At 73.1% G+C, this 26,538-nt stretch carries 16 protein-coding genes; 3 read left to right on the top strand and 13 right to left on the bottom strand.

What is annotated here, in order from left to right:
• Nucleotides 1-122: 122 nt before the first annotated feature.
• Nucleotides 123-647, top strand: coding sequence for a MarR family winged helix-turn-helix transcriptional regulator (locus ACIRD8_RS29425; protein ID WP_403998020.1), 525 nt, complete (start codon nt 123-125; stop codon nt 645-647).
• 71 nt (nt 648-718) lie between these two features.
• On the opposite strand, the gene ACIRD8_RS29420 is transcribed toward ACIRD8_RS29425, so the two are convergent.
• The 4 genes from ACIRD8_RS29420 to ACIRD8_RS29405 form a co-directional block, all read right to left on the bottom strand.
• Complete coding sequence (locus tag ACIRD8_RS29420; RefSeq protein ID WP_403998017.1) at nt 719-1,762, bottom strand: ABC transporter permease; 1,044 nt, start codon at nt 1,760-1,762, stop codon at nt 719-721.
• A 61-nt stretch (nt 1,763-1,823) separates the two neighbouring features.
• The gene (gene msuE / locus ACIRD8_RS29415; protein WP_403998014.1) at nt 1,824-2,390 is read right to left on the bottom strand and encodes an FMN reductase; all 567 of its coding nucleotides are present in this window, start codon (nt 2,388-2,390) and stop codon (nt 1,824-1,826) included.
• The gene (locus ACIRD8_RS29410; RefSeq protein ID WP_403998011.1) at nt 2,387-3,451 is read right to left on the bottom strand and encodes an LLM class flavin-dependent oxidoreductase; all 1,065 of its coding nucleotides are present in this window, start codon (nt 3,449-3,451) and stop codon (nt 2,387-2,389) included. The genes msuE and ACIRD8_RS29410 overlap by 4 nt, the downstream gene beginning before the upstream one ends.
• 963 nt (nt 3,452-4,414) lie before the next feature.
• On the bottom strand, nt 4,415-4,570 hold the full coding sequence (locus ACIRD8_RS29405) for a hypothetical protein (RefSeq protein WP_403998008.1): 156 nt from the start codon (nt 4,568-4,570) through the stop codon (nt 4,415-4,417).
• Nucleotides 4,571-4,726: 156 nt separating this feature from the next.
• Here ACIRD8_RS29405 and ACIRD8_RS29400 point away from each other — a divergent pair, with 156 nt between their 5' ends.
• On the top strand, nt 4,727-5,722 hold the full coding sequence (locus tag ACIRD8_RS29400; RefSeq protein WP_403998005.1) for an NAD-dependent epimerase/dehydratase family protein: 996 nt from the start codon (nt 4,727-4,729) through the stop codon (nt 5,720-5,722).
• On the opposite strand, the gene ACIRD8_RS29395 is transcribed toward ACIRD8_RS29400, so the two are convergent.
• From ACIRD8_RS29395 to ACIRD8_RS29375, 5 genes are read right to left on the bottom strand one after another with little or no spacing between them, the layout of a single operon-like run.
• Nucleotides 5,709-7,217, bottom strand: a complete 1,509-nt coding sequence (locus tag ACIRD8_RS29395; protein WP_403998002.1) for a PqqD family protein — start codon at nt 7,215-7,217, stop codon at nt 5,709-5,711. The two genes, ACIRD8_RS29400 and ACIRD8_RS29395, sit on opposite strands and share 14 nt — an antisense overlap.
• A gap of 43 nt (nt 7,218-7,260) precedes the next feature.
• Nucleotides 7,261-10,443: an amino acid adenylation domain-containing protein gene (locus ACIRD8_RS29390; RefSeq protein WP_403997999.1), complete on the bottom strand. Its 3,183-nt coding sequence runs from the start codon at nt 10,441-10,443 to the stop codon at nt 7,261-7,263.
• Nucleotides 10,440-14,504, bottom strand: coding sequence for an amino acid adenylation domain-containing protein (locus tag ACIRD8_RS29385; RefSeq protein WP_403997997.1), 4,065 nt, complete (start codon nt 14,502-14,504; stop codon nt 10,440-10,442). Before ACIRD8_RS29385 ends, ACIRD8_RS29390 begins: the two co-directional genes overlap by 4 nt.
• 5 nt (nt 14,505-14,509) lie before the next feature.
• Nucleotides 14,510-15,766 (bottom strand): MupA/Atu3671 family FMN-dependent luciferase-like monooxygenase, encoded by a 1,257-nt coding sequence (locus ACIRD8_RS29380; RefSeq protein WP_403997994.1) that lies wholly within the window; start codon nt 15,764-15,766, stop codon nt 14,510-14,512.
• Nucleotides 15,759-20,189, bottom strand: a complete 4,431-nt coding sequence (locus ACIRD8_RS29375) for a beta-ketoacyl synthase N-terminal-like domain-containing protein (protein ID WP_403997991.1) — start codon at nt 20,187-20,189, stop codon at nt 15,759-15,761. Before ACIRD8_RS29375 ends, ACIRD8_RS29380 begins: the two co-directional genes overlap by 8 nt.
• Before the next feature lie 471 nt (nt 20,190-20,660).
• On the opposite strand from ACIRD8_RS29375, the gene ACIRD8_RS29370 reads away from it, so the two are divergent.
• On the top strand, nt 20,661-20,849 hold the full coding sequence (locus ACIRD8_RS29370) for an MbtH family protein (protein WP_403997988.1): 189 nt from the start codon (nt 20,661-20,663) through the stop codon (nt 20,847-20,849).
• Nucleotides 20,850-20,864: 15 nt separating this feature from the next.
• On the opposite strand, the gene ACIRD8_RS29365 is transcribed toward ACIRD8_RS29370, so the two are convergent.
• Genes ACIRD8_RS29365 through ACIRD8_RS29350 form a run of 4 tightly spaced genes read right to left on the bottom strand, consistent with a single transcriptional unit; the run spans nt 20,865 to nt 26,533 of the window.
• Complete coding sequence (locus tag ACIRD8_RS29365; RefSeq protein WP_403997986.1) at nt 20,865-21,668, bottom strand: thioesterase II family protein; 804 nt, start codon at nt 21,666-21,668, stop codon at nt 20,865-20,867.
• A complete protein-coding gene (locus ACIRD8_RS29360) occupies nt 21,650-22,939 on the bottom strand; it encodes an acetyl-CoA carboxylase biotin carboxylase subunit family protein (protein WP_403997983.1) in 1,290 nt (429 codons plus the stop codon). The genes ACIRD8_RS29365 and ACIRD8_RS29360 overlap by 19 nt, the downstream gene beginning before the upstream one ends.
• Nucleotides 22,932-25,292 carry a non-ribosomal peptide synthetase gene (locus ACIRD8_RS29355; RefSeq protein WP_403997980.1) on the bottom strand — a complete coding sequence of 787 codons (2,361 nt, stop codon included), beginning with the start codon at nt 25,290-25,292 and terminating at the stop codon, nt 22,932-22,934. Before ACIRD8_RS29355 ends, ACIRD8_RS29360 begins: the two co-directional genes overlap by 8 nt.
• The gene (locus ACIRD8_RS29350; RefSeq protein ID WP_403997977.1) at nt 25,289-26,533 is read right to left on the bottom strand and encodes an MFS transporter; all 1,245 of its coding nucleotides are present in this window, start codon (nt 26,531-26,533) and stop codon (nt 25,289-25,291) included. Before ACIRD8_RS29350 ends, ACIRD8_RS29355 begins: the two co-directional genes overlap by 4 nt.
• Nucleotides 26,534-26,538 lie beyond the last annotated feature (5 nt).

The raw sequence follows: 26,538 nt of genomic DNA, 5'->3' as shown, positions 1-26,538 counted from the left end.
ACGGGCCCGGGGCGGACCACGGTCCGCCCCGGGCCCGTTCCCGTACCCCGGTCACATCGGCCCCCGGGAACGCGCCACACTCCGATATAATTCGTTCTGGAACAAACCATTGGAGGGTATCCATGAGCCAGGGCGCCGACAGTGCCGTGCGTGCGGACGGACGCGTGGCCACAGAACGGCTCGGCTCGCCGTCCCGTCCGCTGAACCGCACCGAGAAGGCCGTCTGGCTGGGTCTGCTCTCCACCCACATGAGGCTGCTGCGCACACTGGACACCGAACTGACCGCGGCCGAACGGATTCCACTCTCCTCCTTCGAGGTGCTGCTCACCGTCGCCGAAGCGCCCGAAGGGCGGGTGCGGATGAAGGACATCGCGGCCTCCCTGCTGATCAGCCGCAGCGGGCTGACCCGCATCGTGGACGACCTGGAGCGGCAGGGGCTGGTGGTGCGGGAGAAGTGCGCCACCGACGCCCGGGGCTTCGACGCCGTCATGACCGAGGCAGGCCGCAAGGCCTACCGCCGGGCCAGGAAGGTGCACCTGACCAACCTCCGCAAGGAGTTCCTGGACAAGCTGACCGACGAGCAGCTCACCACGCTCGCAGAGATCTGGGCCACGGTGGGCCTGGACGACAACGCCGCCGCCTGCTGAGGACTCCGTTGCCGACGAAAGGGCCCTGGCCGAGACGATTTCGTCTCGGCCAGGGCCCTTCCCGCTGTCCTCTAGCCCGGCACGCGGTTCCGCCGTGAGCGTTCGAGGAGCAGCAGCCCGCCCGCCGTGACGGCCGTCCAGGCCGCGAGGACGGTGACTCCGCTGGCCACGCCGTCGCCGTGGAAGTAGGCGAGGCCGTTGACGGCGCGTACGCCCACGCCGACCGGGAGGACACCCGAGAGGGGCTCCAGCCAGCCCGGCAGGAACGCGGCCGGCAGACTCCCGCCGCTGGTCGCGTTGCCGAGCGTCATGAACAGCACCGCGGCGACGCTGGACCCCAGCACCCCCAGCGACCGCACCAGCAGCATGGTGGACGCGCCCACGGCCGTCGCCACGAGCATGACCAGCCCCGCGACGCCAAGGAACGGCGCCGGCAGCGCGCCGAACGCGGAGACGAGCGAGGCGACCGCCAGGCCGCCCACGCCGCCGAACGCGACGAGGGAACCCAGGCGGCCCCGCACCGTCAGTCCGGGGCCCAGCTGGAAGGTCATGATCCCGAACAGGTAGCCCGCGAGCACCAGGCCGAAGGTTGTGTAGAAGACGACGAGCCCCCGGGTGTCCTGGTCGGACGCCGGGACGGCGTCCACGGGCGTCAGCCGTTCCCCGCCCGCATCGGCCACCGCGCCGAACGCGTCGGTCAGCAACGCGTTGACCGAAGGTCCGTGCGCCCCCGCGAGGAGCAGCTCGGCCTGGGCGCCGTCGGGGACGTACGCGGCGAAGACCTCGCCGTGCTCGACGGCAGCCCGAGCGGCTCCCCGGTCCGGCAGTGCCCGTACGTCGAAGGTGTCCGGCAGGTGGTCCGGCAGCCGCCCGGCGGCCGTCGCGGCCTCGGCGGACGTCCCCACCACCGCGACCGGCAGATCACGGGCGGCGGGGGCGTGGAACGCCGACAGGTAGACGCCGATGAAGATCGCGCCGATCGCGACGGCCACCCCGACCGGGAGGAGGACTGGCCTCATCCAGCCGGGCCCGTGCGGCGCGGGCGGAGCAGGGACGGCGGGCCCGTTCCGCCGGGCGACGCGGCGCCGGCGTGCGGCGGGGAATGTGTCGGACATGCGGTGTTCCTTGTCGGTGAGGGCCGGAGCGGCGAGGTAGCGCCGGGCGGCGCGGGCCCGTTCAGGCGAAGGCGGTCGCCCTCGCCGCGGTGAGCGCCCTGGCGACCGGCACGACGTCGTCCACCGCCATGTCGATCCGCTCGTACACCTCGGGGTTGAGAATGGTGGTTCCGTCGAAGTCGCCGGACGAGAGGTAGATTCCCGCCGGTGCGGTCCACGCCTGGAGGAAGCCGAACAGCGGGCGCAGGGCGTGCTCGATCACCAGGGCGTGCCGGTCGCTGCCCCCGGTGGCGGCCAGGAGCACGGGCTTGGCGGCGAGCCCGTACTGGTCGACCAGGTCGAAGAAGTGCTTGAACAGGCCGGTGTACGAACCCCGGAAGACCGGGGTGGCCGCGATGACGAGATCCGCCTCCTCCACGGCCCGCAGCGCCTCCTCGGCCTCCGGCCCGACCTGGCCGCGCTCGGCCGCGCCCGCGAAGTCGGCGCTCACGGTGTGCAGTTCGATCAGTCGCGCCTCGGCATCGGTGCGGGCCTGGAGCGTCGCGAGGATCAGCTCGGCCAGGGCCGTGGTCTTCGACGGTGAGCGCAGGCTGCCGACCACGGCGACGACCTTCAGGGGCGAGGTCATGCCGTCACCTCCGCACCGCCGAGTGCGGCGATCTCCTTGCGGACGACGGGGGCGACCTCGGAGCCGAGCAGTCCGATCGCCTTGAGCGCTTCTTCCTGGGGCACGTTGCCGAACCCGAGCTGGATCATCATGCGGTCGTGCCGGAAGAGTTCGTACTGCGCCATGATCTTGTCGATGACCTCTTGGGGGCTGCCCAGGAAGAAGGCGCCGGCAGGAGTGGCCTGCGCCTCGTACGCGGCCTTCGGCATGGGGACGCCCTGGCCGCGCTGGTGGTGGTTGGCCATCCAGCCGGCCTGGAAGGAGGGGTGCGAGACCTCGATGGCTTCCTGGTGGGTGGGGGCGAGGAAGCCCGGGGAGTTGATCGAGACCTTCAGTCCGTCCGGGTCGTGCCCGGCCTCGGCCGCGGCCTGGCGGTACAGGTCGACGAACGGGGCGAACTGGCGGTAGCTCCCGCCGATGATGGCCAGCGAGAGCGGCAGCCCGAGCCGCCCGGCCCGGACGACCGACGCAGGGGTGCCCCCGACGGCGACCCAGATGGGCAGCTCCCGGTCCGGCCGCGGAGTGATGTCGCCGTTCACCAGGGCCGGTCGCAGGGTGCCCTGCCAGTTCACGGGGTTCTCCTCGCGGAGTCTCAGCAGCAGGTCCAGCTTCTCGGCGAACAGCTGCGTGTAGTCGTTCAGGTCGTAGCCGAAGACCGGGAAGGACTCGGTGTACGAGCCGCGGCCCGCGATGATCTCCGCGCGGCCCCCGGACAGCAGGTCGAGCGTGGCGAACTGCTGGAACACCCGGACCGGGTCATCCGAGCTGAGCACGGTCACCGCGCTGGACAGCTTGATGCGGCTCGTGTTCTCCGCCATCGCCGCGAGCACCACGGCGGGCGATGAGACGACGAAGTCCGTACGGTGATGCTCGCCGACCGCGAAGACGTCCAGGCCCGCCTCGTCGACCGCCTGCGCCTGTTCCACCAGCTCCCGCAGGCGTACGCCCGGGGCGGGAAGCGCTCCGGTTGACGGGTTGGGGGTCAGCTCGCCGAAGTGGTAGACACCGATTTCAAAAGCCATGACAGGGTCACCCAATCGCTTAGTAGTTCGTTGTGCAACGAATAACCTAGACGGGGTGTCCGACTATTCCGCAGCCTCCGGCCCCGCCAGTCCCGGGGGGGGGCGGCGAGACATCCCGGTCGGGTACGGACCGTGGAACCGGGTCTCGGCCTGTTCCGCCGATGGCAGCGGAACGGCATGTTGCACCGGATCCTCAACCAGCTCCAGTCCCTGGCCGATGCGCAGGGTGCGATCACGTGGGATCTGAGCATCGACTCCACGGCCTGCCGAGCCCATCAGCCTGCGGCCGGGGCTCGCAGGCAGGGTGACCTGCAGAAGGAACCACCGGGCGGCGTGTTCATCGAGCCAAATGATCATGGACCGGGACGCTCGCGTGGCCGACGTCTTCCTCTACCTGACACCTGTCGGAGATGAGCGGCGTCGGCCTGGCCTCCGAAGTCGCTCGGAGGATCGAGAAGAACACCGGCCGTACGTACGAGCCGAACGATCACGGAGCGCTGGTGCGGACGAGCGACACGTAGGTCGTTACGCTGCGCCGTTTCGACCTGGCCTGCGGGCCGATCACCGACGGCATCTCGCTCGGAGCCGGGCCGGTTCGCTGAGTTGGTTCCCGCCGACATCTCGGTGGGCGTACAGCGAGTCAGCGAACGAACGCCCCGAACGACGCAATCACCGGTCCAGGACAGCCACAGCGAGAAGTTCGGACTCCCGGCGAGAGCCTGGCGGGACGCACCTGGTCGCCATCGCGGTAGATCAGGACCCCGGGCCCCGATGGCCGGGTAGTCCGCACAGGACAGCAAGGCGAGGACCGCGGTTCGCAGGCCTTCGCTCTGACTGTTGTTGGAGCCGCATCTACCCCAGCCGTGTGGCCTCGGAGGCCGGTGGGGCGATCTGCTGATGGCTCCGCGTATGTTCCTCTCGGCCGGTGTGGAGGTGCCGGGGCGTGTCTTCGCACGCTGCTGGTCATGCCCCGGTCGGGACGGCGGTGCCGGTCTCCTTGAGGGCCCGCAGGCCGTCGGCCGGCTGGGTGGGCAGGACGACTTCCGCGCCGTCGGCGCGGGTGCCCCATCCGGTGCGCATGCAGGTGAGGAGCCCGTACCAGCGGACGGGGCGCAGCACGGCCCAGGACCGGGTCTGTCAATTCGTTCGAAATTTACAGTCCCGGTCCGCCGCGTGATCTGCGCGGCCAACCCCCGTGCTGGCAGCGGCCATCGGTCCGCAACGTGATCCGTCATACGCTCCCGGCCGCGCGGGCCGTCTCCCTACGATGACCGCATGAATCTTCTGATCCTCGGTGGTACGGCGTGGGTGGGCCGCGAGGTCGCCCGGCAGGCCCTCGACCGCGGCCATCACGTGACCTGCCTGGCCCGTGGCGACAGCGGCGACGTCGCTGACGGCGCGGAGCTGGTGCGCGCCGACCGGCGCGAGCCCGGTGCGTACGACGAGGTCGCCGACCGGGACTGGGACGCGGTCCTCGAGGTGTCCTGGCAGCCGGGGCTGGTCCGCTCGGCGCTCGCCGCGCTCGCGGGCCGGGCCCGGCACTGGACGTACGTCTCCTCGGTGAACGCGTACGCGGCGACCGGCACCCCGGGCGCCGACGAGTCCGCCGCGCTGGCCGAGCCGATCGCCGGCGACGAGGCGGACGGTGAGCAGTACGGGCCGGCGAAGGTGGCCTGCGAGCAGGCGTCCGCGGCCGCCTGCGGGGACCGGCTGCTCATCGCGCGGCCGGGCCTCATCGGCGGCCCGGGCGACAGGACCGGCCGGTCGGCGGCCTGGACCGCCCGCGCGGCGCTGGCCCCGCGCGAGCCGATGCTGGTGCCGGACACCCCCGCCGTGCCCACGCAGGTCATCGACGTGCGCGACCTCGTCGCGTGGCTGCTGGACGCGGCCGAGCAGCGGCTCACCGGCGCCTTCAACGCGGTCGGTCCGGTGGTGCCGTTCGGCGAGTGGATCGAGCTCTGCCGCGCCGCGGGCGGCCATACCGGCCCGGTCCGGTACGCGGAGGCGGACTGGCTCCTCAAGCAGGAGGTCGGTCAGTGGGCCGGTGCCGGCTCCCTGGCCATGTGGCTCGTCGAGCCCGGCTGGGAGGGCTGGTCCACCCGCGACGGCGCGGCGGCGACGCGGGCGGGCCTGCGCCACCGCCCGCGTACCGAAATGATCGCCGACGCCCTGGAGTTCGAGCGCGCGCAGGGACTCGGACGTGAGCGCGGCGCCGGTCTGAGCCCGGACCGGGAGCGCGAGCTCATCGCCCTGCTGCCTACCGACCGCTGATCAGCTCGGGTTCCAGCGGCCCGCCGGGCGACCGGCGGGTCATGACCGTCTCCTTGTGGGGGTCCCCGTCGAGGATGGCGTGCAGGATGTTCCTGGGCCCCTCGGCGGTGCCGAGCAGCGTCGGGCTGCGGTACAGGTTGCGCAGCTCGTGCGGTTCGAGTCCGCTGACCTCGCACAGCTCATCGGCCACGCCGTCGCCGTCGCCGCCCGCCAGGAAGTCGTGGACGTCGGCGAGGCGCGGCAGCAGGTGCGGCCGCTCCGCGGACAGGTACGCGGACAGGCGCTCGCCCTTGCCCGAGAAGGGTGAGTGGACCATGCAGATCAGCTGTTCCTCGCTGAGTCCGTACGCCTCGGCGGCGAACCGGCCCGCCCGCTCCCGCATCAGCGCGGGCGCGTCCGGTCCGGCGTAGCGCTCATGGACCCGGTCGATCAGCCACTCGGGGAACTCCTTGGCGCGCATCAGCTTCTTGGCGAAGGTGACGTACTCGGCCAGTCCGTCGCCGTAGTCCCGGCCGTACAGGCGCTCGCACTTGAGGGCCCGCAGGTGGGCCATCAGCGTGGGGTTGGCACAGTCGGACTCGGTGAAGCTGAAGGCGATCTCGTCGAACTCGAAGCCGAGGAAACCGGTGAGCAGCGGCCAGTGGTTCGACGAGCTGTAGCCCGTGTCCTCGAAGATCGAGAAGAACCGCAGGACCTCGGGCACGTCGGAGACGACCCCGCGGGCGGCCACCTCGGCGGGCGCGTCGGGACCGAAGATCTCGGTGAAGTAGGCGCCCGCGATCGCGTCGGCGGAACGCAGGAAACTGCCGAACCCGGCGGCGCCGCGCTGTCGTACGGTGCGGCCGTGGTCGCGGGCCAGCCGGTTGACCCACAGGTAGTAGGCCCGCTGCTCGGCCGGTGAGTCGCCGGTGATGACGAGGTCGACACCGCCGTCGTACGCCGCGGCGATGCCGAACGAGTTGACCATGCTCAGGTTGCAGGAGTTGCAGAACGTCGGGCGGGCCTCGGCCATCGTCCGGTGCCCGGTCATCAGCAGGTCCAGGCGGTTGCGGGCCAGCACCCGCGGCAGGATCGGCTCCTGGCGGCGGAAGGGCCGCACCACCTCGTCGTCGATCAACAGCGCCGTGCAGTCCGGGTCTTCGGCGAGGCTCAGCGCGCGGTAGGCGCGGTCGATGTTGTCCATCACGGCCTGTGTCATGCCGCCCTGACGGTTGGTCGCCGACCGGAGCCGGAAGGTGCTGCCATGGCGCTCGCGAAGGAGTAGCTGCACCATCCGTACGAACGCCAGGGTGTAGGTGCTGTCCTTGCCGCCGCCGTAGGCGACGAGCACGACGTGGTCGCCGAGCCGGTCGGGCGCGGGCAGCGCGGCGTGCAGCCGCCGCGCGCAGTTCTCGGCGCCCGCGAGGTCCTCGACGGACATCGCGTCGCGCAGACCGGCGAGCGTACGCGCGCGGGCCGCCGCGAGGTCGGGGCGGACGGAGCTGGTCGTGGGCATGGTGAGGTGTCTCCTGAGGTCGGGGCGCGAAGGCGGACGGGATTCAGGACGTGGCGCCCCGCCGTCGGGCCAGGGCGAGATGGGCCGCACGCCGGGCCGTGCCGCGTTCGCTGCCCGCCGCGGCGGTTCCGGAGGCGGCCTCGCCGTCGAGGAAGCTCGCCATGGCACGCACGGTCGGGTGCCGGAACAGGTCGACGACGTGCACGTCGCGGTCGAACTCGGCGCGCAGGGCCTCGCGCAGGCGGATGAGGAGCAGCGAGTTGCCGCCCGCGTCGAAGAAGTTGTCGGTCGCCCCGGCCTCGGTGCCGAGCACCGCCTTCCAGCACGCGGCGACCCGGTGCTCCGCCTCGCCCGCGGCCGCCTCCTCGGGGTGCGTCACCGGCTCGGCCGCCAGCAGGGCGAGCACCGCCTTGCGGTCCAGCTTGCCGCTGGGCAGCAGGGGCAGCCGGTCCGTCACCCGCAGCACGCCGGGAACCATGTAGCCGGGGAGCCGGTCGGCGAGGAAGACACGCAGCTCGGCGTCGCTCACCGCCGCGCCGGGCAGGGGCGCGCCCGCGGCCACCAGTTCGTCGCCGCCCGGTGCGCGGCGCACCATGGCGCACGCCTCGCCGATGGCCGGATGGGAGAGCATCACGGCTTCGACCTCGCCCAGTTCGATCCGCGCGCCGCGCAGCTTCACCTGATGGTCGACCCGGCCGACGTAGAGGATGCGCCCGTCGGCGGCGTGCCGCACGAGGTCGCCGGTGGCGTAGAGGCGTTCGCCGCCCGCGGCCGAGAACGGGTCGGGGACGAACCGGTCGGCGGTCAGGCCCGGCCGGTTCAGGTAGCCGCGGGTGACCCCGGCGCCGCCCAGGTGCAGTTCGCCCACCACGCCGGGCGGTACCGGCCGCTTGAGGGAGTCCAGGACGTAGGCGCGGGTGTTGAGCATCGGGCGGCCGATCGGGATCGGTTCGTCCGGGTGCACGATGTTGAAGAGGGAGAACGTGGTGGTCTCGGTGGGGGCATACATGTTGTAGACCGTCTCCACGCCGGGGAGCGCGGCCAGGCCGCGCAGCACCGACGGGGACAGCACCTCGCCGTTGGAGACGACCGTGCGGGCGGAGCCAGGGGCCCCGCCCGTCTTGAGCAGCTCGCTCCAGATCGACGGCACCGCGGTGACCACGGTGGCGGTCTCGGATCCCGCGGTGCGCGGCAGCGCGAGGGCGTCCTCGGCGATGACGACGGTCCCGCCGCCCGAGAGCGCCGTGAAGATCTCCCACATGCAGACGTCGAACGTCATCGAGCTGATCAGCGGCACCGAGGCGAAGGTCTTCCCGCCCAGTTCCCGGTGTGCCCAGGTGATGATGTTGATGAGGTTGCGGTGTTCGAGGACGACGCCCTTCGGGCCGCCGGTCGACCCGGAGGTGAAGAGGATGTAGGCGGCGTTGGCCGGCCGCACCGGCGAGTCGACCGGGCCGTCAGGCACGCCGTCCAGCGCCCGCGCCCCGCCCTCGTCGAGTTCCACGCGGCGCGCCGGATGTCCGGCGACGAGGTCCGCGTACTGCGGCGCCGCGACGATCACCGACAGGCCGGCGTCCGTCATGATCTGTTCGAGCCGCCGCCGGGGCAGGGCCGGGTCCAACGGCACCCACACGCCACCGGACTTGAACACGCCGAGCATCGTGGCGAGCATCTCCAGGGACCTCGGCAGGCACACGCCGACCCGGTCCTCGGGGCCGACACCGAGGCCGCGCAGCAGGTGGCCGACCCGGTTCGCCGCGGACTCCAGCTCGTCGTAGCGCCAGCTCCGGTCGCCGGCGCGTGCCGCGACCGCGTCGGGGGTCCGCGCGGCCTGCCGTTCGAAGAGCTGGTGGATGAGCAGGTCGGGTACGTCGCCCGCGGTGTCGTTCCAGTCGTGCAGGACCAGGCGCACATCGGCGTCGGTGGCCGCGATCAGCCGCGAGACCGGCTGTCGCGGGTCGTCGGCGATCCGGCCGAGGATCGTCTCCAGTCGGGCCAGCAGCCGCTCCGCGGTGACCGCGTCGAACAGGTCCGCACGGTAGCCGATCCGCACCCGGAGGCCCTGCTCCGTACGCGTCAGGGCGAAGTCCAGCTCGACCTTGGCGGTGGGCAGGGGCAGGTACGACGCGCTGAACTTCAGCCCGCCCGCGCTGCGCGGCGCGACCTGGTCCTCGTAACCGAACATCACCTGGTAGTACGGGTAGTAGCCGGCGTCGTGCGAGACACCGAGGTTGCCGAGGACCGTCTCGAACGGCAGGTCGGGGTGTTCCAGCGCGTCGAGCACGGAGCCCCGCACCCGGCCGAGCACCTCGTCGAAGCCCGGGTCTCCGGAGAGTTCGGTGCGCAGCACGACGGGCCTGGCCAGGTAACCGATCAGCCCCGCCGACGCCGGGTCGTCGCGCCCGGACAGGGCCAGCGCGGTCACCGGGTCCGTCACGCCGTGCTGGCGCAGCAGGACGTCGCAGGCGGCCTTCGTCAGCATGAACTCGGTGGCCCGCAGCCGCCGGGCCACCGGGCCGAGGCGGTCGGCGGTCCCAGGCCCGATCACCCGGCTCAGGTACGCCATCCGGTGCGGGGTGACCGCGGGGCGGGAGCGGTCGAGCGGCAGGTCCATCACCTCCGGCGCACCGGTCAGGTGCGTGGTCCAGAAGCGGGCCGACGCGTCGTCCACGACGGCGGCGCGGCGGCGGGCGTAACCGGCGTAGTCGGCCGGCTCCTCAGGCTCCGGTTCGATTCCGCGCGCGAACGTCTCGTAGAGAGCGGCCAGTTCGGTGAGGAACAGCTCCAGCGAGACGCCGTCGAAGACGACGTGGTGGACGCACCCGACCAGCCGGTGGTCCGCCTCGCCCAGCCGGGCCAGCAGGAACCGTGCGGGCGGTCCGGCGGAGAGGTCGAAGCCGCGGCCGGTGAACTCGGCGGCCAGCTCGTCCGCGCGCTCCTCGGCCTCCGCCGCGGGCAGCCCGGTGAGGTCGGCGTCCTCCACCGCGACAGGGGCGGGCGCGGTGACGACCTGCTCCAGGACGCCGTCACGGGCGCGCAGGACGGTGCGCAACGCGGGCTGGCGCCGGGCCAGTTCGGTCAGGGCGCGGCGCAGCGCCACGGGGTCGAGGGCACCGTCGAGCCGCACCGTGAAGGGAATGTTGTAGAACGGGTCCCCGGGCCGCATCTCGGCCATGAACCACAGTCGCTGCTGGGCGGCGAACGCGGGCAGTGTCTCGGCGGTCATCGGGGTGCGTCCTTCGTCTCGTTCAGTACGTCCGCGACCGCGCTGACCAGCGGTTCGCGCATCATCGTGTAGTGGTTGCCCTCGACCGTGCGGACGGTGAGTCCGCCGGCGGCGAGCTCATCCCACCTGCGGTACTGCTCGGGGTCCTCGTCGCGCGCGAGCACCAGCGTGCAGGGCGCCTTCAGCGGTTCGGGCCGGTAGCGCCACACGAGGTGCAGATTCGCGATCCACAGGTCGATCACCTGGGCCATCCGCTCGCGTCCGGCGTCGGGGGGCAGGTAGTCGCCCCGGCGCGCGATGTCGAGCAGGTAGTCCAGGTGCTCCTCGTCGGTGAGCCCGCGCAGCCGGTCGACCGTCAACAGGTCTTCGCCGTAGTCCCATTGGAGGTTCTGCGCCAGGGCCGCCACGATGTCCGAGCGGTCCGGTTCCTCGTCGGCGGTGACGTACACCGGCGGGTGCGAGTCGAGGAGGACCAGCTCGGCCTCCTCGCCCAGGCTCTCCAACTCCTTGGCGATGGCGTAGGCGTTGGTCCCGCCGTAGCACCAGCCGGCGACCGTGTACGGGCCGTGCGGCTGCGTGGCGCGGATCAACTCGGCGTACACGGCAGCCCGTTCCTCGAACGTCGCGTACGGCAGGGCGCCGTCACGGAGCGGCGGCGGCGCGATCGCGTACAGCGGGCGGTCGGCGGGCTCCACCAGCCGCGCGAACGGCATGTAGCAGACCACTTCGCTGCCCGCGGGGTGCGCGAAGAAGATCGGGCGGCCGGCGCCTGCGGCCCTGATCTCCACGAGGTGCGCCTCCTCCTCCGGGCGGTAGCCCTCCCGCAGCAGGTGGGCGAAGCGCTCGACGGTCGCGCCCTGGAAGATCGCCGCGACCGGCAGCTTCCGGCCGAACCGCCGCTCGATCTCCGTCATCAGCCTGAGCACCAGGAGCGAGTGGCCACCGAGGTCGAAGAACCGGTCGTGCAGGCCGACCGGCCGGGTCCCGAGGACCTCCTCCCAGACCGCGGCCACGGCCAGCTCCACCGGGTCGCGGGGCGCGACGAAGGCGGTGCTGTCGCGCTCGACGGCGGGCGCGGGCAGCGCCTTGCGGTCGACCTTGCCGCTGGTGGTGAGCGGGAAGCCGGCGACCGTGACGACGGCGGCCGGAACCATGTAGTCGGGCAGGTGGGTGCGCACGTGGTCGCGCAGCTGATCCGGCCGCGGGGCATCGGCGCGGACCTGTACGTACGCGACCAGGCGGCGGTCGCCGGGCCGGTCCTCGCGCACCATGGCTACGGCGCGGGTCACGCCCGGGTGCTCCGCGAGGCGCGTCTCGATCTCGCCGAGTTCGATCCGGTAGCCGCGCAGTTTGACCTGGCCGTCGTCCCGGCCCAGGTAGACGAGCGTGCCGTCGCGGCGGTAGCGGACCCGGTCGCCGGTGCGGTACATCCGGGCGCCGGGGCCACCGCCCAGGTGGTCGGGCACGAACCGCTCGGCGGTGAGCCCCGGCCGGGCGCGGTAACCGCGCGCCACTCCGGCGCCGCCGATGTACAGCTCACCGGGGACCCCGGCGGGCACCGGGTCGAGGTGCTCGTCCAGGACGTACAGGCTGGTGTTGGCGATCGGGCGGCCGATGGAGACCTCGTCGGTCCCCGGCTCGACGGGCCAGCTCGTCGACCAGATGGTGGTCTCGGTCGGGCCGTACACGTTCCACACCGGGGCGGGGCCGTCCGCGAGGGTGCGGGCCAGGCCCGGGGGCAGGGCCTCGCCGCCGACCAGGACGCGCAGGCCTCCGGTGTTGCGCCAGCCCGCCTCCGTCAGCAGGTGCCAGGTCGCGGGGGTCGCCTGCATGACCGTGACGCCGCGGTCGGCGAGCAGGCCGCGCAGCGCGCCCCCGTCCTGGGCCACGGCCCGCGGCACGATCACGACCTCGGCGCCGCGCACCAGCGGCGCGTAGAGCTCCAGGCCGGCGATGTCGAAGGAGACGGAGGTGACGGCGGCGAGGACGTCGTCGGCCTCCAGGCCGATCTCGTCGCCCATGCCGAGGAGCAGGTTCACCAGGGCGCGGTGGGAGACCTCGACACCCTTGGGGCGCCCGGTGGACCCGGACGTGCAGATGACGTACGCGAGGCGCTCGCCGGCCGGTTCCCCCTCCGTCGCGTCCGCAGCGAACGGCTCGCTCGCCGCGATGGCGTCCCGGTCGAGGTCCACACAGACCACGTCCCCGGCGCACTGTGCCAGGGCGGGGCGCAGGGCCGCCTCCGTCAGCAGGACGGCCGCGCCGGCGTCGGCGCTCATCCCGGCCAGCCGCAGCGGCGGAAGGCCCGGATCGAGGGGCAGGTAGGCCGCGCCCGACATCAGCACGCCGAGCAGGCCGACCACCAGGTCGCAGGAGCGCTCCAGGCAGACGGCCACGACGCGTTCCGGTCCCGCGCCCCGGTCGCGCAGGAAGGCGGCCAGTTCGGCGGCGCGCCGCACGAGTTCGGCGTACGTGAGCCGGTCGTCGCCGCTCGACACCGCGACCGTGTCCGGAGTCACCGTGGCCTGGCGACGGACCAGCGTGTCGAGGGTGAGCCCGGGCTGCCGGGGCGCGTCCGTGCGGTTCCACTCCGTCAGCATCGTGGCCAGGTCGGCGTCGTCGGCCAGGGAGAGGCGGCCGATCGGCAGGCCCGGGTCGGCCACGCCCTGTTCGAGGAGCCGGCGCAGGTAGTGGGCCATGCGGGCGACGGTCTCTTCGGTGAACAGGTCGGTGTTGTACTCGAACAGCCCGAAGAGGTGGTCGGCCAGCACCTCGTCGTCGAAGACGCAGAGCATGCACTCGTCCTTCGCCGTGTGGTTGTCGAAGATGAGCGCTTCGAGCCGCAGGCCTGCCAGCCGCACGGGCTCCTCGTGGAAGTCGACGAACATGAACGACGTCTGGTAAACGGGGTTGCGGCTCGGGTCGCGCTCCACGTCGAGCTCGTCGAGCAGCGTCCCGAACGGGATGTCCTTGTGGTCGAAGGCGTCCACCACCGTCCGCCGCACGGCGTGCAGCAGCTCCCGGAAGGTCATCTCCGGCCGGATGGCGGTGCGCAGCGGCAGCATCGTCAGGAAGTAGCCGATGAGGTTCTCCACCTCGGACCGGCTGCGTGTCGAGGAGGTGGTGCCCACGACGATGTCCTCCTGCCCGGTGAGGCGGTGCAGGAGCAGTTGCCAGGCGGCCAGCATGACGACGTAGACGGTGTTGCCCTCACGCACGGCCAACTCACGCACGGCTTGCGTGAGTTCGGTGGTGAGGTGGAACTCGTACCGGGCTCCGGTGAACGTCTGCAGCGGGGGCCGGGGCTTGTCCGCCGGGAGCTCCAGCACGAGCGACGAGCCGGCGAGCCGCTCACGCCAGTACGGGACCTCACGCCGCTTCACCCGCTCCTCGACCGAGTGCGGCTGCCACTCGGCGTAGTCGGCGTACTGGAGGGGAAGTTCGGGAAGCACCGGGTCGCGGCCGGTGATCTCCGCGGTGTAGAACTCGGCCACCTCGGCACCGAAGATGCCCAACGAGCGCCGGTCCCAGACGAGGTGGTCGATCGTGCCGACCATGACCGTCTCGTCGTCGGCGAGGTGGATCACGGAGATCCGCACCAGCGGGCCCGCCACGATGTCGAACGGGCGCCGCACCTCGGCGTTGCCGAGCTCCCACATCCGCGCCTCGCGCTCGGCGGGCGGCAGGCCGGTCAGGTCGAACTCGCGGAATTCGTACGGCAGATACGCGTGCACCACCTGCACCGGCCGCAGTCCGTCGAGGCGGAACGTCGTGCGCAGCGCCTCGTGGCGGCGCACCAGCGCGGCGATCGCCCGGCGCAGCACGTCCAGGCGCAGGGGGCCGTGCAGCCGCCAGCCGAAGAGGACGTTGTAGACGGGGTCGCTCGGGTCGAACTGGTGGATGAGCCAGATCCGCTCCTGGTCGACCGTGCAGGGGCTCGGCCGGTCGTGGCCGCGCGGGCTGATCGGCAGCTCGGTCGGGACGGCGCCGCCGCGCTCCCGCAGTCGCCGGTCGAGCAGGGCCCGCTGCTGGGGCGTCAGTCTCGCGAGGCGTTGCGCCATGTCGGTCACCGCACGTCACCCCGCGGACCGGCGTAGCGGCGCTTGAGTTCGGTGAGGTGGTCCAGGCTGTCGCGCACCCGGTCGTCGTCCACGCCGAAGTCGACGAGACAGGCCACCTCGTCCACGCCGATGTCGACCAGGTCCTCGATCAGCGTCTCGCACTTGTCGGGCGTGCCCAGGAGCGCGATGGTGTCGAAGTAGCGGTCGAACATGGCGTTCAGCATGGCCTCCCGTTCCGCCGCGTCCATCTGGGAGTACGTACTGCCGAAGCTCTCCTGCTGCGCCAGGAACGTGGTGAGGTAGTCGATGAGCGGGCGGCGGACCAGGTCGCGCACCTCGTCGTCGGAGGTGCCCACGAACGTGTGGACCATGGCGCCGACCTTTCCGCGCTCCGGGTCGTGGCCGCTGTCGCGCAGCGCGGCGCGGTAGGCGGCGATCTTCTCGCCGAGGTCCGGCAGTTGCTGCGCGACGAGCCCGGTGAGGACGTGCGCCCCGGCCTTCCCGGCCTGGACGAACGTCTCCACGTTCCCCGACGACGAGATCCAGACGGGGAGTTCGGGCTGGAGAGGGCGCGGCATGGAGCGCAGGCGCACCGTCTCGCCGTCGGGCCGGCGCATCGGCACGGCCTCGCCCCGCCACAGCCGCCGCACCAGCTCGATCTGGTCGAACATCTCGGTGCGGCGCTGTGTGTAGCGCTCCGGGCTCGGGTCGGGGGCGAGGACGAAGTCGTCCGGATGCCAGCCGGAGGCGCAGGAGACGGAGACCCGGCCTCCTGAGAGGTTGTCCACCACCGACCACTCCTCGGCTATGCGGACGGGGTGGTGCAGGGGTACGACCACGCTGCCGGCCCGGATCGGCAGCCGCTCGGTCACCGCGGCTATCGCCGCGGCCAGCAGCGACGGGTTCGGGTAGAGGCCGCCGAAGTCGACGAAGTGGCGCTCGGGGACCCAGATGCCGTCGTACCCGTGGGTGTCGGCGTAGCGGGCGCAGTCCAGCAGCATCCGGTACTTGCCCGAGCCCTCGATCGAGCCGTCGCTGGAGAAGAAGAACAGGCTGAAGTCCATGCGGCTGGTGGGCCGCCGGGTGCGGCGGGCGCGCGCGGGACGGGCGGTCGCTCCCCCGGCCGCCGCTTCCGGCCGGGCCAGCCACGGCAGGGTGCGGCGCTTCTCCTGGAGCCTGCGCTCCAGCAGTTCGCGCTGTCGCGCGCTCAGCGACTCCACCCGTTGCCGCAGGTCGCGCTCGGTGCCGGCGATGTCAGACATGGTCCTCCCCCAACTGGTCCGCGGCTTCGTCGGCCGACAGGGCTTCCACCTCGCGCAGCAGCGCCTCGAGCTCGTCGTCGTCGAGACTCTCGGCCTGCTGCGCGCGGATGGCCGCGGCGACGCCGGACACCGTCGCCGCCTCGAAGATGACGTTCATGGGCAGATCGCCGTGCAGCTCGCGGAGCCGGGCGACGATCTGGATGGCGAACAGCGAGTTGCCGCCGAGTTCGAAGAAGTCGTCGTCCGCGCCGAAGCCTTCGCGGCCGAGCACCTCGTGCCACACCTGGGCGACGCTGCGCGCCACCTCGTCGTCGGGCCAGTCGTCGGCCGCGTCCCGGGCGGGGCGCGTGCCGGGCGCCTCCCGCAGGGCGTCGGCGACGGCATCGACGCCGAGGGCCTCGCCGCCGGCGAGCACCTCCTGGAGGTCCACGGCCGACACGACGGCGCGCGGCAGGCCTGCGGCCAGCGCGGCGCGTGCGACGGCCACGCCCTCGTCGGCGCGGACGCCGGCCGTGCGCCGGTGCCGGGCGAAGATCTCCCGCATCCGCGGTGTCCCGGCCTGCTGTTCGTGCCGGTCGTCGAACGCCCACTGCGCCCAGTCGATGGTGGTGACCGGGCGTCCGGCGGCGGCGCGGGCCTCGGCGAACGCGTCGAGGAACGTGGCCACAGCGGCGTTCTCCGCCTGGCCGACCCCGCCCACCATGCCGACCGTGGTGGACACGATGAGGAAGAAGTCGAGCTCGTCCGGGAGCAGTTCGTCGAGCAGCAGCGTCGATCGGACCCAGGCGTCGAGCACCTCGGCGCTCTGTGCGCGGGTCTTGAGCGCGATCAGCCCGGACCCCCGCGCGTCGGCCGTGTGCACGACGCCGCGGACCGTCCCGAGGTGCGCGCGGGCGGCGTCGACGGCGCGCCGGACCTCGTCGGGCCGGCTCAGGTCGGCGCCGACGAAGGCGGCCCGCCCGCTCGCGACGAGCCGGGCGAGCCGGTCCGCGGTCCCGGCCGGCAGGTCCGCCGTGGACCAGCGGTCCGGTGGCGGGAAGTCCGGCGGCCCCACCAGTACGGCTCGCGCGCCCTGCCCGACGATGTCCTCGGCGAACGACAGGCCGGGCTCGTGCACGGCTCCACTGACGAGATAGCCACCGTCGGCCTTCCAGACCGCGCCCGCGTCGGCGGGGGCGAGCCGCAGCGGCGCGTACGCGGGCAGCCAGCGTCGCCCGCCGCGCAGCGCGACCACGTCGTCGTCGCCATCGCCCGTCAGTTCGGCGAGGAGCTGTTCGGGGAGTCCCGCGTCGCCGAGCCGGACGTCCACGCACCGGGTGCGCAGGGTCGCGTACTCCTGGCCGAGGACCCGGGCGGCGCCCAGGAGGGTGGCACGGCCGGGGCGGTTCGCGCCGCTGCCGTCCACGTCGTGCAGGTCGTCGGTGAGGACGTCGATCCGGACCGGCCTGCCGTCGCCGGCGCCGTCGAGACCCCGCGCCATGTCCAGCAGCGCGGACAGGGCGGCCTCGCCGCCGGGGTCGTCGCCGCCGACACCGCGGACGTCCACGACGTGATCGGGCCGCACCCCGTCGACGCCGCTCTCCCCGGCCGGGGCGGTGACCACGGTGTGGCCGGCCGCCTCAAGGAGCGGCACCAGGCTCTTGGCGAGCCCCGCCTCGTCGGGCAGGACCAGCCAGGTCTCCGGCCGGGGCCGCGCCGTCGCGGGCCGCGGAGCGCGCCGCCACACCGGCACTGCCGTCCAGCGCGCGGGGTCGAGACGGCCCTGCGCGCCGGTGTTCCCGGGCCGGGGCAGCAGGTGGTCCTCGCCCTCGAAGGGGTAGCCGGGCAGGGACACCCTGCGGTCGGCGGACACGCCGCGCCACGCTTCCCAGTCGACGGGCACGCCACGGGTCCACAGCTCGGCGACACCCTCCCTGAACGTCCTCGTCTCGTCGGCGGGCACGCCCCTGCGGCGCCGCATCAGGGCGACCGCCGCGACCGGACGGCCGGCGACGCGGTGCGCCGCGGCCAGCGAGGTCAGCGCGGCGCCCGGACCGGCCTCCACCAGCACGCCGCGGTCCAGGACCGCGCTCAGTCCTTCCGAGAACCGCACCGGCCGACGGGCGTGCCCGACCCAGTACTCGGGGTCGGTGGCCTGCTCGTCCGTGATCCAGGTACCGGTGACGTTCGAGACGAACGGGATCCGCGGGGCCGCGAGCGCGACCGAGCGCAGCACCTCGCCGAACTCCGGCAGCGCGGGCTCGACGAGCGCCGTGTGGAAGGCGTGCGAGGTGGCGAGGAGCCTGGGGCGCAGCCCTTCGGCGGCGAGCAGGCGCTCGGCCCGCTCGATCTCCTCCGGGGCCCCCGCCACCACGCAGGACAGGGGGCTGTTGAAGGCGGCCACCACGCCGTCGTCGCCGAGGAGCGGCGCGACGGTGTCGGCGGGGGCGTCCACCGTGAGCATCCGGCCGGGCGGCGCCGCGTGGATGAGGCGGGCCCGTGCGGCCACCACGGTGATCGCGTCGTCGAGGGTGAATACACCGGCCAGGCACGCGGCCACCAGCTCGCCGAGGCTGTGTCCGAGCAGGGCGGCGGGCCGGACGCCCGCGGTCATCAGGGTGCGCGCCAGCGCGTAGTCGAGGCTGAACATCACCGGCTGCGTGTGGACGGTCTGCCGCAGCAGTTCGGCTGCCGGGCCGTCTTCGTCGTCGTCGGCGAAGGCGACCGCGTGCAGGTCGATGCCGAGGCGGTCGGCGAATCCCGCGGCGCACGCGTCGAACGCGGCGCGGAACGCCGGTTCCGACCGGTACAACTGCGCGCCCGCGCCCGGGTACTGGCTGCCCTGTCCGGGAAGCAGGAACACGGCGTCGGCGGTCTCGGCCCGGGTGGCCGGCCGGGACGTACGCAGCGCCCGTACGGCCTCGGCGGCGTCCTGGCCGACGACCGCGCGCCGGTGGGCGCACGCGACCCGGCCCGACTGCAACGTGTGGGCCACGTCGGCGAGCCGGAGGCCGGGGTCGGTGGCCAGCCGGTCGGCGAGCCGGGCACAGGCCCGGTCGAGGGCGGCCTCGCTGCGGGCCGACAGCGGGAGGACGTGGCGCTCGTCCGGTCCCGGCGCGGGGCGCTCGGCCTGCTCGGGAGGCGCCTCCAGGACGACGTGGACGTTCGTGCCACCGATGCCGAAGGAGCTGACGCCGGCGCGCGGCGGGTGCGGCGCGGCCGGCCACGGTTCGCCGGTGGCGTTCACCCGGAACGGGCTGCCGTCGAGCCCGGTCGCCGGGTTGGCCGCGCGGTGGTGCAGCGTCGGCGGGACGTACCGGTGCTCGATGGCGAGGGCCGTCTTGATCAGGCCGACCACGCCCGCCGCGGTGTCCAGGTGCCCCACGTTGCCCTTCACCGAGCCCAGCAGGCAGCTGCCCGGGGCGGCCGCGGGATGGAACACCTCGGTCAGGGCGCGCACCTCGATCGGGTCGCCCAGCGGTGTCGCCGTGCCGTGGGCCTCGACGTACTGCACGGTCGCGGGGTCCACCCCGGCCACCGCGAGCGCCTCCGCGACGACCGCGGCCTGGCCCTGGGGCGAGGGCGCGGTGAAACCGGCCTTGCCGGCGCCGTCGTTGTTGACCGCGGAGCCGCGGATCACGGCGTACACGTGGTCGCCGTCGCGCACGGCCTCGTCGAACCGTTTGAGGGCGACCATCGCGACGCCGTCGCCCACGACGGTGCCCGCGGCGTCCGCGTCGAAGGGCCGGCACCGCCCGTCCGGGGACAGGATGCCGCCCTCGTCGTAGTGGTAGCCCACCGGTTCGAGCAGCCGTACGGCGGCGCCACCGGCCAGGGCGACGTCGCACTCGCCCAGCAGCAGGCTCTGGGTGGCCAGGTGCACGGCGACCAGCGACGAGGAGCAGGCAGTCTGCACGGTGATGCCGGGCCCGCGCAGGCCCAGCTTGTACGCGACGCGCAGGGCCAGCATGTCGGGGTCGGTGCTGACGGCGGCCTGCACCGGCATCGTGCCGCGGCGGCGCTCGGGGTCGGCGTCGATGCGCTGCGAGCGGTAGCCCGTCGTGCTGCCGCCGGCGAAGACACCGACCCGGCCGGGGGCCTTCTCGGCGGTGTGACCCGCGTCCTCCAGCGCGTGCCAGGCGGTTTCGAGGAGCAAACGCTGCTGCGGGTCGGTGAGTTCGGCCTCGGCCGGGGTGTAGCCGAAGAACTCGGCGTCGAAGCGGGCGGGACGGTCGAGGGCGCCCACCACCGGTACGTACGCCGGATCGTCACGCACCTCGGGCGGGACACCCGCGTCCTCGAGGCTTCGCGCGGACCACCGGGTGAGGCCCTCCTCGCCGGACACCAGGGCGGACCAGAAGGCGTCGAGGTCGGCCGCTCCCGGCAGGCGACCGGCCATGCCGACGATCGCGATCCTGAGCCCGTCGTCACCGTACTCAGCCATGCAGTCCTCTTTCAGGTCTTTACCGAGCGCTTTGCCGAGATCGCACGAGAAGCAAAGAAGGGAATCGGCCGGGATCAGCTCGTCGCGGCGGGTCGGCGCCCTCGCCGGTACGTCGTTCCTCGCCCGCCGGCCGTCGCCGATCGGCTTCGCCGCAATCGGCGCGGCGGAGCAATCGGCGCGGCGGAGCACAGGGATCACAAAGGAATCGGCCCGAAACGGCTGCCGTTCAGAAAACAGTCCGCAACATGATCTCCCCCGTTTACACCTGCGAGCCGGATAGTCTTCGCGTTTGAGGACACTACCCAAGGCAGCGAATCCATTTCAATACCTGAACTTGATGTGTGCACGTTTCAATCGCTCAAAAGACTCACGCCTCCGAGCGGTCACGGTAATAATCAGGAGGGCACACCGAATCGGTTCGGCACGTGCCGTGGAAATAGTCCCGCCTTCGCAATCTCGGTGAGGAAAAGAATGGCTGACGTGATCTTCCAGGTGGTCCGGAACGACGAGGAGCAGTATTCGGTCTGGCCGGCCGATCGCGACCTGCCGCCCGGCTGGGCGGCCACCGGCTTCTCGGGCCCGAAGGACGACTGCCTGGCCCATGTCGATCAGGTGTGGACCGACATGCGGCCGGCGAGCCTGCGCCGTGCGGCGACCTGATCCGTCCGGACACGGTCAGCTCCTGACCCGGCGACGACGGGCCCGGTCGACGAGGCCCCCGACGAGCCGGCCGACGGTGTCGAGCTCCTGGCGGTAGTAGAAGTGGCCGCCGGGCAGCACGGCCGTCTCCAGCGGGCCGTCGACGACCTCGGCCCAGGCGTCGAGTCCGGCCGCCGGGCACCGCGCGTCGTCGGCGCCGCCGATGACGACGGTCGGTGCGTGCACCGGCTCCCGCCCCGACGGGCCCTCCGCGACGGCCCGGCACAGTTCGCGGGCGAAGACGAGCCCTTGCCGCACCATCGGCAGGTAGAAGGCGCGGGCCTCGGCGTCCTCCAGGATCACGGCGGGGATGTCGCCGTCGGCGCCGAGCGCGACGGCCAGCGCGTCGTCCGTCAGGGTGCTGAGGTCCGCGATCATGGTCCGCCGGTGCGCGGGCAGCGCGCCCGACAGCAGCAGCCCGTCCACGGGCCGGCCGGCCGCCTGGAGCACGGTGGCGGCCTCGTGGGCCAGCAACGCGCCCAGGCTGTGCCCGCCGATGATCAGGGGCCGCCCGTCGAGCCGCTCCCGCACCTCCCTCAGCACGTCGGTCACCTCGGCGATCATGACGGCGGGATCGTCGATCGTGGGCTCGGTGAGGCGGGCACCGTGGCCGGGGTACTCGACGGCCGCCAGCGCGACGTCGCCGGGCAGGAACGACGCCCAGTCGCCGTAGACGTGCGCGCTCCCGCCCGCGTGGGGCAGCAGGATCAGCTGGAGCGCCGGCAGCGACGGTGTGACCAGGGGGCGCAGCCAGGGCGTGCTCACTCGTAGGTGATCCATCGCACCTCCTCCAGGGCGGCCACGGTGTCGGCGAGCTCCGTGTGCGTGGCGACCGTTCCGGAGACCGCGGCGGCGTTGGACGCTGCCCCGATCTCCCATCCGGCGGGGCTGCCCGGGCTGGTCAGTACCGTGACCCGGTCGGCGTGCGGGACGCGGCGCAGGGCCGGTACGGCGTGGATGTCACGGACCCGGGTGACGCCGACGGGCGGCACGAGCAGGTAGTGGAACGCGATCGGGCTGTCCGCCACCGGCGGGTTGCGCCCCTCGAACGGCAGGCCGAGCGCGGCCCGGACGGCCACCCGCGCCGGGACGGAGCACTCGGACCGTACGGCGAGGTCGTCGACCCAGGCGCCGAGCCGGCCGTTGATCTCGATGACCCGGGGGCCGTCGGCGGTCAGTTTGACCTCGACGTCGGCGATGCCGACCGTGACGCCGACGGCCTCGACCGCGCGGCAGGCGAGGGCCTCGACCTCGGCGACGAGCGCGGCGTCCTCGACCGGGCGGCTGCCGAAGGCCCCGCGCTCGCGAAACGGTTCCGCGAGCGTGAACTTGCTGCTGGTGAACAGCGCTTCGGCCCGGCCCTGCCGCACGGCGCAGTCGACCGCCATGTAGTCGCCCCAAGGGGCCGGTGTGGGGCGGCCGATCAGCATCTCCTCCACGATCAGGGCGCTCTCGCGCGGACCGGGTCCGGCGCCGGACAGCACGTCCGCGACGAAGGCGTGGGCCTCGGCTTCGGTGTGCACGGCGCTCGTGTTGCGGCTGGAGGCTCCCCACACCGGCTTGATGATGGCGGGCAGGCCGACCTGCTCCAGTGCGGCGTCGAGTTCGGCGGGCGCGGTGACGACGGCGGTCCGCAACACGTCGACGTCCCGTTCGGCGAGCCGCCGGCGCTGGGCGTCCTTGAGCGTGATCGCGGGGATGTCGTCCGGCGCGTGGTGCGGCAGGCCGAGCCGGGCGGCCAGCCGGGCCGTCGGCCCGAGCTGGAACTCGCTGAAGGTGACGATCCCGGCGGGACGGTGGGCGTCGATCGCGGTGAGCAGGCCGTCCTCGTCCCCCGGCCCCGCCGTCACGACCTCGCCGACCATCCGCAGCGTCGGCATCATCTCCTCGATGTGCGCCGTCGTGGCCGGGTCGGCGGTGCCGGTCGTGGCGGCCTCGGCGCCGGCGACGAACAGCAGCTCGACGTCGTCCTCGGCGGCGACCTCGGCGAGCCGGGTCGGCGCCATGCTGCCGCGGTCGTAGACGACCACGAGGGTCGAACGGTCAGCCACGGCCCGCCACCTCCCCGGCCCCGGCGGTCAGCGACTCCGCCGCGCCGCTCACGTCCACCCGGCCCGTGGTCCGGGCCGAGGCGACTGCGGCGGCCAGCTCCGCGACGGTCGGGAACCGGAAGATCGCCTGGATCGGCACCTCCAGCAGGAACTCACGCTGCAGTTCCCGGGTGACCTGGGTGGCGAGCAGCGAGTCGCCGCCCAGGGCGAAGAAGTCGTCGTCCACGTCGAGGTCGTCGGCCCAGAGCGCCTTCTGCCAGATCCGGGCCACCGCCCGCTCGGCGGGCGTGCGGGGTGCGGTGCGGCCCGCGTCGCCCTGGCCGGGCCCCTCGCTCCGGCCGGGCCCCTCGCTCCGGCGGGCGAGGATCTCCGCCGGGCCCGGCAGCGCTGCGTCGTCCAGCTTGCCGCTGCCGGTCAGCGGCAGTCGCGGCAGGGTCAGGCACGCCGTGGGGACGAGGTGGTCGGGCAGGGTGAGCGCGCACCAGTCGCGCAGCGCGGTGAGGGCGAAGGGCCGCTCGCCCTCGGTCACCAGGTAGGCGACCAGCCTGGTGTCGCCCGGGCCGAAGGCGCGGGCGCGGACCACGGACGCCGTGATGTCCGGGTGGACGTTCAGCCGGGCCTCGACCTCCCCGGGCTCGATGCGGTGACCCCGGACCTTCACCTGGGTGTCGATGCGGCCCGTCACCCGCAGCCGCCCGTCCGGTGCCCACCAGGCCAGGTCTCCGGTCCGGTACACCACGGACGGCTCCGGGGCGGCCGGGTCCCGCCAGCTGTCGGGCACGAACCGCTCGGCGGTCAGCTCCGGCCGGTTGAGGTAGCCGCGGGCGACGTTACGGCCGCCGATCAGCAGCTCTCCCGGCACGCCCGCGGGCACGGGGCGGTCGTGCGCGTCGACGACGTACAGCGACGTGCCGTCCACCGGCGTCCCCACGGTCACGTCGTCCGGTGCGGTGACGGTGGCGATCGTGGAGTAGATGGTCGTCTCGGTCGGGCCGTAGCCGTTGACGACGCTTCCCGCCACGGCGAGCAGACGGCCGCAGAGGTCGGGGGCGAGCGGCTCGCCCGCGGTGACTGCCTGGAGCCGGTCGCGGCGGCCGCCCGCCGCGAGGGCCTCGGCGAGCTGCCACCACGCCGACGGGGTGGCCTGGACGAGACGTACCTCGTGGTGGTCGATCAGGCGGACCAGCTCGGCGGGGTCCCGGGTCTGGTCGCGGTCGGCGATCACGACGTGGGCGCCGCTGACCAGCGGCAGGAAGATCTCCACGGTGGAGATGTCGAAGGCGGGCGACGAGCTGAACAGGACGGCGTCACCGGGTTCCACGGACAGGTGGCGGCCCGCCGCCTTCAGGAGCCGGCCGACCGCGTCCTCGGTGACGGCTACGCCCTTGGGTTCGCCGGTGGAGCCCGAGGTGTAGAGGAGGTATCCCAGCCGCTGCGGGTCCTCGGGATCGGCCGGGGCGGCGGCCGGGGACCCGGATATGAGCGCCTCGCCCTCCGTCGTACCCGGCCGGATCACCGGCCGCTCACCGTCCGGCACGGGCACGCCGTCGCCGGCCAGCACCACGCGGACGGCGGCGTCGTCGAGCAGGTAGGCGATGCGGGCCGCCGGATAACCGGGGTCCACGGGCAGGTAGCAGCCGCCCGCCTTGAGGACGGCGAGCAGGCCGACCACGAGGTCGATCCCGGCGGGGAGGCACACGGCCACGGGGACGTCGGGGCCCACGCCGTGCGCGAGCAGCAGGTTCGCGAGCCGGTCGGACCGCTCGTCGAGTTCGGCGTAGGTCATCCGCCGGCTGCCGTGCACGAGGGCGAGACGGCCGGGTTCACGGCGCGCCCACGCGCGGACGGCCCGCCGGCGGTCGAGCGGCACGTCCGTGGCGCCGCGCCCGGCGGCCCGGCGCCACTCGTCGGGCGGAGCGGTCCGTTCACCGGTGAACGCGCGCAGGGTGTCGAGCGGTGCCGACGGCTCCGCGTCGAGGCGGCCGGCGGTGCGCGCCAGCAGGGCCGCCAACAGCTCCCCCTGTACGGGGTCGACGGACGACGTCCGCCAGCTCAGCGCCGCCCCGGCCGGGCCCAGCAGCACGGTGAACGGGTCGAGCGGCCCGTCCTGCGCGGTGTCCGGGTCGGACAGCCGCTTCGCGCAGGCGGCCAGCAGATCGGCGCCGGTGGTGAGCGCGTCCAGGTCGACCGTCACCACGCCGGTGCGGTCACCGACGCTCAGCGGGACGGTGACCGTGCCGGTGCGCAGGGCCGCGGCGCGGACGATCGCCCAGGCTGCCAGGACGGTCGCGTCGTCGGCGGCGCCGCCGGGCGCCGGGGGCAGGGGCACGGGGACGGTGGTCCGCGCGGTCATCGGCGAATCCTCACTTCATCATCCTGGGCGTCGTCGGCTCGGTCGATGCGGCGCGTCCTGAACGTCAGCGCCGCTGCGGGGATCAGCAGGATCGCGCCGGTCACGACGATCGACTCGGCGATGCCGCCCCAGTTGGCGAAGGCGCCGCCGAGCAGCACACCGACGATCGTGAAATTGACCATGAGTGCGTTGAGCAGCGCGATCCCCCGCCCCCGCAGGTCCTCCGGCAGATCGCGCAGCAGGATGTTCGCGACGGGGACCTGGACCAGGCTCATGCCGAGGCCGGCCAGCGCGCACCAGGCGCAGATCACGGCGAGCCAGGACACCCCGTACCGGTCGATCGGCCACAGGACCAGCAGGGACACGGCGAAGAGGCCCACCGCCCCGGCCAGCAGTTCCGCCAGCGCGAACCGCTTGACGAGCATGGGGCCGAAGAACGCCCCGAGGATCGCGCCCGCGCCGAGCATGGCCTGGGCCAGGCCGAAGTCGAAGGCGGAGAGGTCGAAGGAGACGAGGAGCTGGGTGTTCACGTTCGTCGTGAACACACCGATCGCGATCATGACCGGCACCATCATCCACGCCACGGTCCGCAGCGTCGGGATGCTGAGGGCGCCGGTGACGCCGCTGCGCAGGGAGCTCCAGTACTGGCCGGGCGAGGTGGCCGTGACCGAGGCGTCCTTGAGGACCGCGAGGTTGCCGAGGAGCAGGGCGCTGACGACGAAGGTGATGGCGTCGATGACGAACGAGAGGCGGACCCCCGCCGTCGCGATCAGCACGCCGCCGATCAGCGGCCCGACCAGGTTCAGGGTCTGCACCGTGCTCTGGAACAGGCCGATCGCCGCGGGGAGGCTGTGCGTGCCGACGACCTTCGGGATGGCCGCCATCCGGGCCGTCTCGAAGACGGACTTCCCGAGGCCCTCCAGGAAGATCAGGGCGAGCAGCAGTCCGGCGTTGTGCACGGCGGGGATCATCGCCAGCACGGTGACGACGCGGGCCAGGTCGGCGCCGACCAGCAGGACGCGCGGTGACATGCGGTCGACGAGCGGCCCGATGAAGGTGCCCAGGACTCCGGAGGGGACCAGCTGGGCGATGACCACGGCGGCGATGAACAGGGCCGGGGCATCGGTGAGAGTGGCCGCCACGTACACCACGGTGACCTTCGCGATGCCGTCTCCCAGGAAGGAGACGACCACCGCCAGCCAGTACCGGATGTAGACCTTGTCGCGCAGCAGTTCTCTCACGTTTC

It is taken from the genome of Streptomyces sp. NPDC102451 (genome assembly GCF_044765485.1).
In the GTDB taxonomy this organism is placed as follows: domain Bacteria; phylum Actinomycetota; class Actinomycetes; order Streptomycetales; family Streptomycetaceae; genus Streptomyces.
This window is presented reverse-complemented; position numbering and strand designations above follow the sequence as displayed.

What these genes read in the sequence shown, in the direction of transcription:
- ACIRD8_RS29425 (WP_403998020.1), top strand. Translation starts at nt 123, where the DNA reads ATGAGCCAGGGCGCCGACAGTGCCGTGCGTGCGGACGGACGCGTGGCC.
- ACIRD8_RS29420 (WP_403998017.1), bottom strand. Translation starts at nt 1,762, where the DNA reads ATGTCCGACACATTCCCCGCCGCACGCCGGCGCCGCGTCGCCCGGCGG.
- msuE (WP_403998014.1), bottom strand. Translation starts at nt 2,390, where the DNA reads ATGACCTCGCCCCTGAAGGTCGTCGCCGTGGTCGGCAGCCTGCGCTCA.
- ACIRD8_RS29410 (WP_403998011.1), bottom strand. Translation starts at nt 3,451, where the DNA reads ATGGCTTTTGAAATCGGTGTCTACCACTTCGGCGAGCTGACCCCCAAC.
- ACIRD8_RS29400 (WP_403998005.1), top strand. Translation starts at nt 4,727, where the DNA reads ATGAATCTTCTGATCCTCGGTGGTACGGCGTGGGTGGGCCGCGAGGTC.
- ACIRD8_RS29395 (WP_403998002.1), bottom strand. Translation starts at nt 7,217, where the DNA reads ATGCCCACGACCAGCTCCGTCCGCCCCGACCTCGCGGCGGCCCGCGCG.
- ACIRD8_RS29390 (WP_403997999.1), bottom strand. Translation starts at nt 10,443, where the DNA reads ATGACCGCCGAGACACTGCCCGCGTTCGCCGCCCAGCAGCGACTGTGG.
- ACIRD8_RS29385 (WP_403997997.1), bottom strand. Translation starts at nt 14,504, where the DNA reads ATGGCGCAACGCCTCGCGAGACTGACGCCCCAGCAGCGGGCCCTGCTC.
- ACIRD8_RS29380 (WP_403997994.1), bottom strand. Translation starts at nt 15,766, where the DNA reads ATGTCTGACATCGCCGGCACCGAGCGCGACCTGCGGCAACGGGTGGAG.
- ACIRD8_RS29375 (WP_403997991.1), bottom strand. Translation starts at nt 20,189, where the DNA reads ATGGCTGAGTACGGTGACGACGGGCTCAGGATCGCGATCGTCGGCATG.
- ACIRD8_RS29370 (WP_403997988.1), top strand. Translation starts at nt 20,661, where the DNA reads ATGGCTGACGTGATCTTCCAGGTGGTCCGGAACGACGAGGAGCAGTAT.
- ACIRD8_RS29365 (WP_403997986.1), bottom strand. Translation starts at nt 21,668, where the DNA reads ATGGATCACCTACGAGTGAGCACGCCCTGGCTGCGCCCCCTGGTCACA.
- ACIRD8_RS29355 (WP_403997980.1), bottom strand. Translation starts at nt 25,292, where the DNA reads ATGACCGCGCGGACCACCGTCCCCGTGCCCCTGCCCCCGGCGCCCGGC.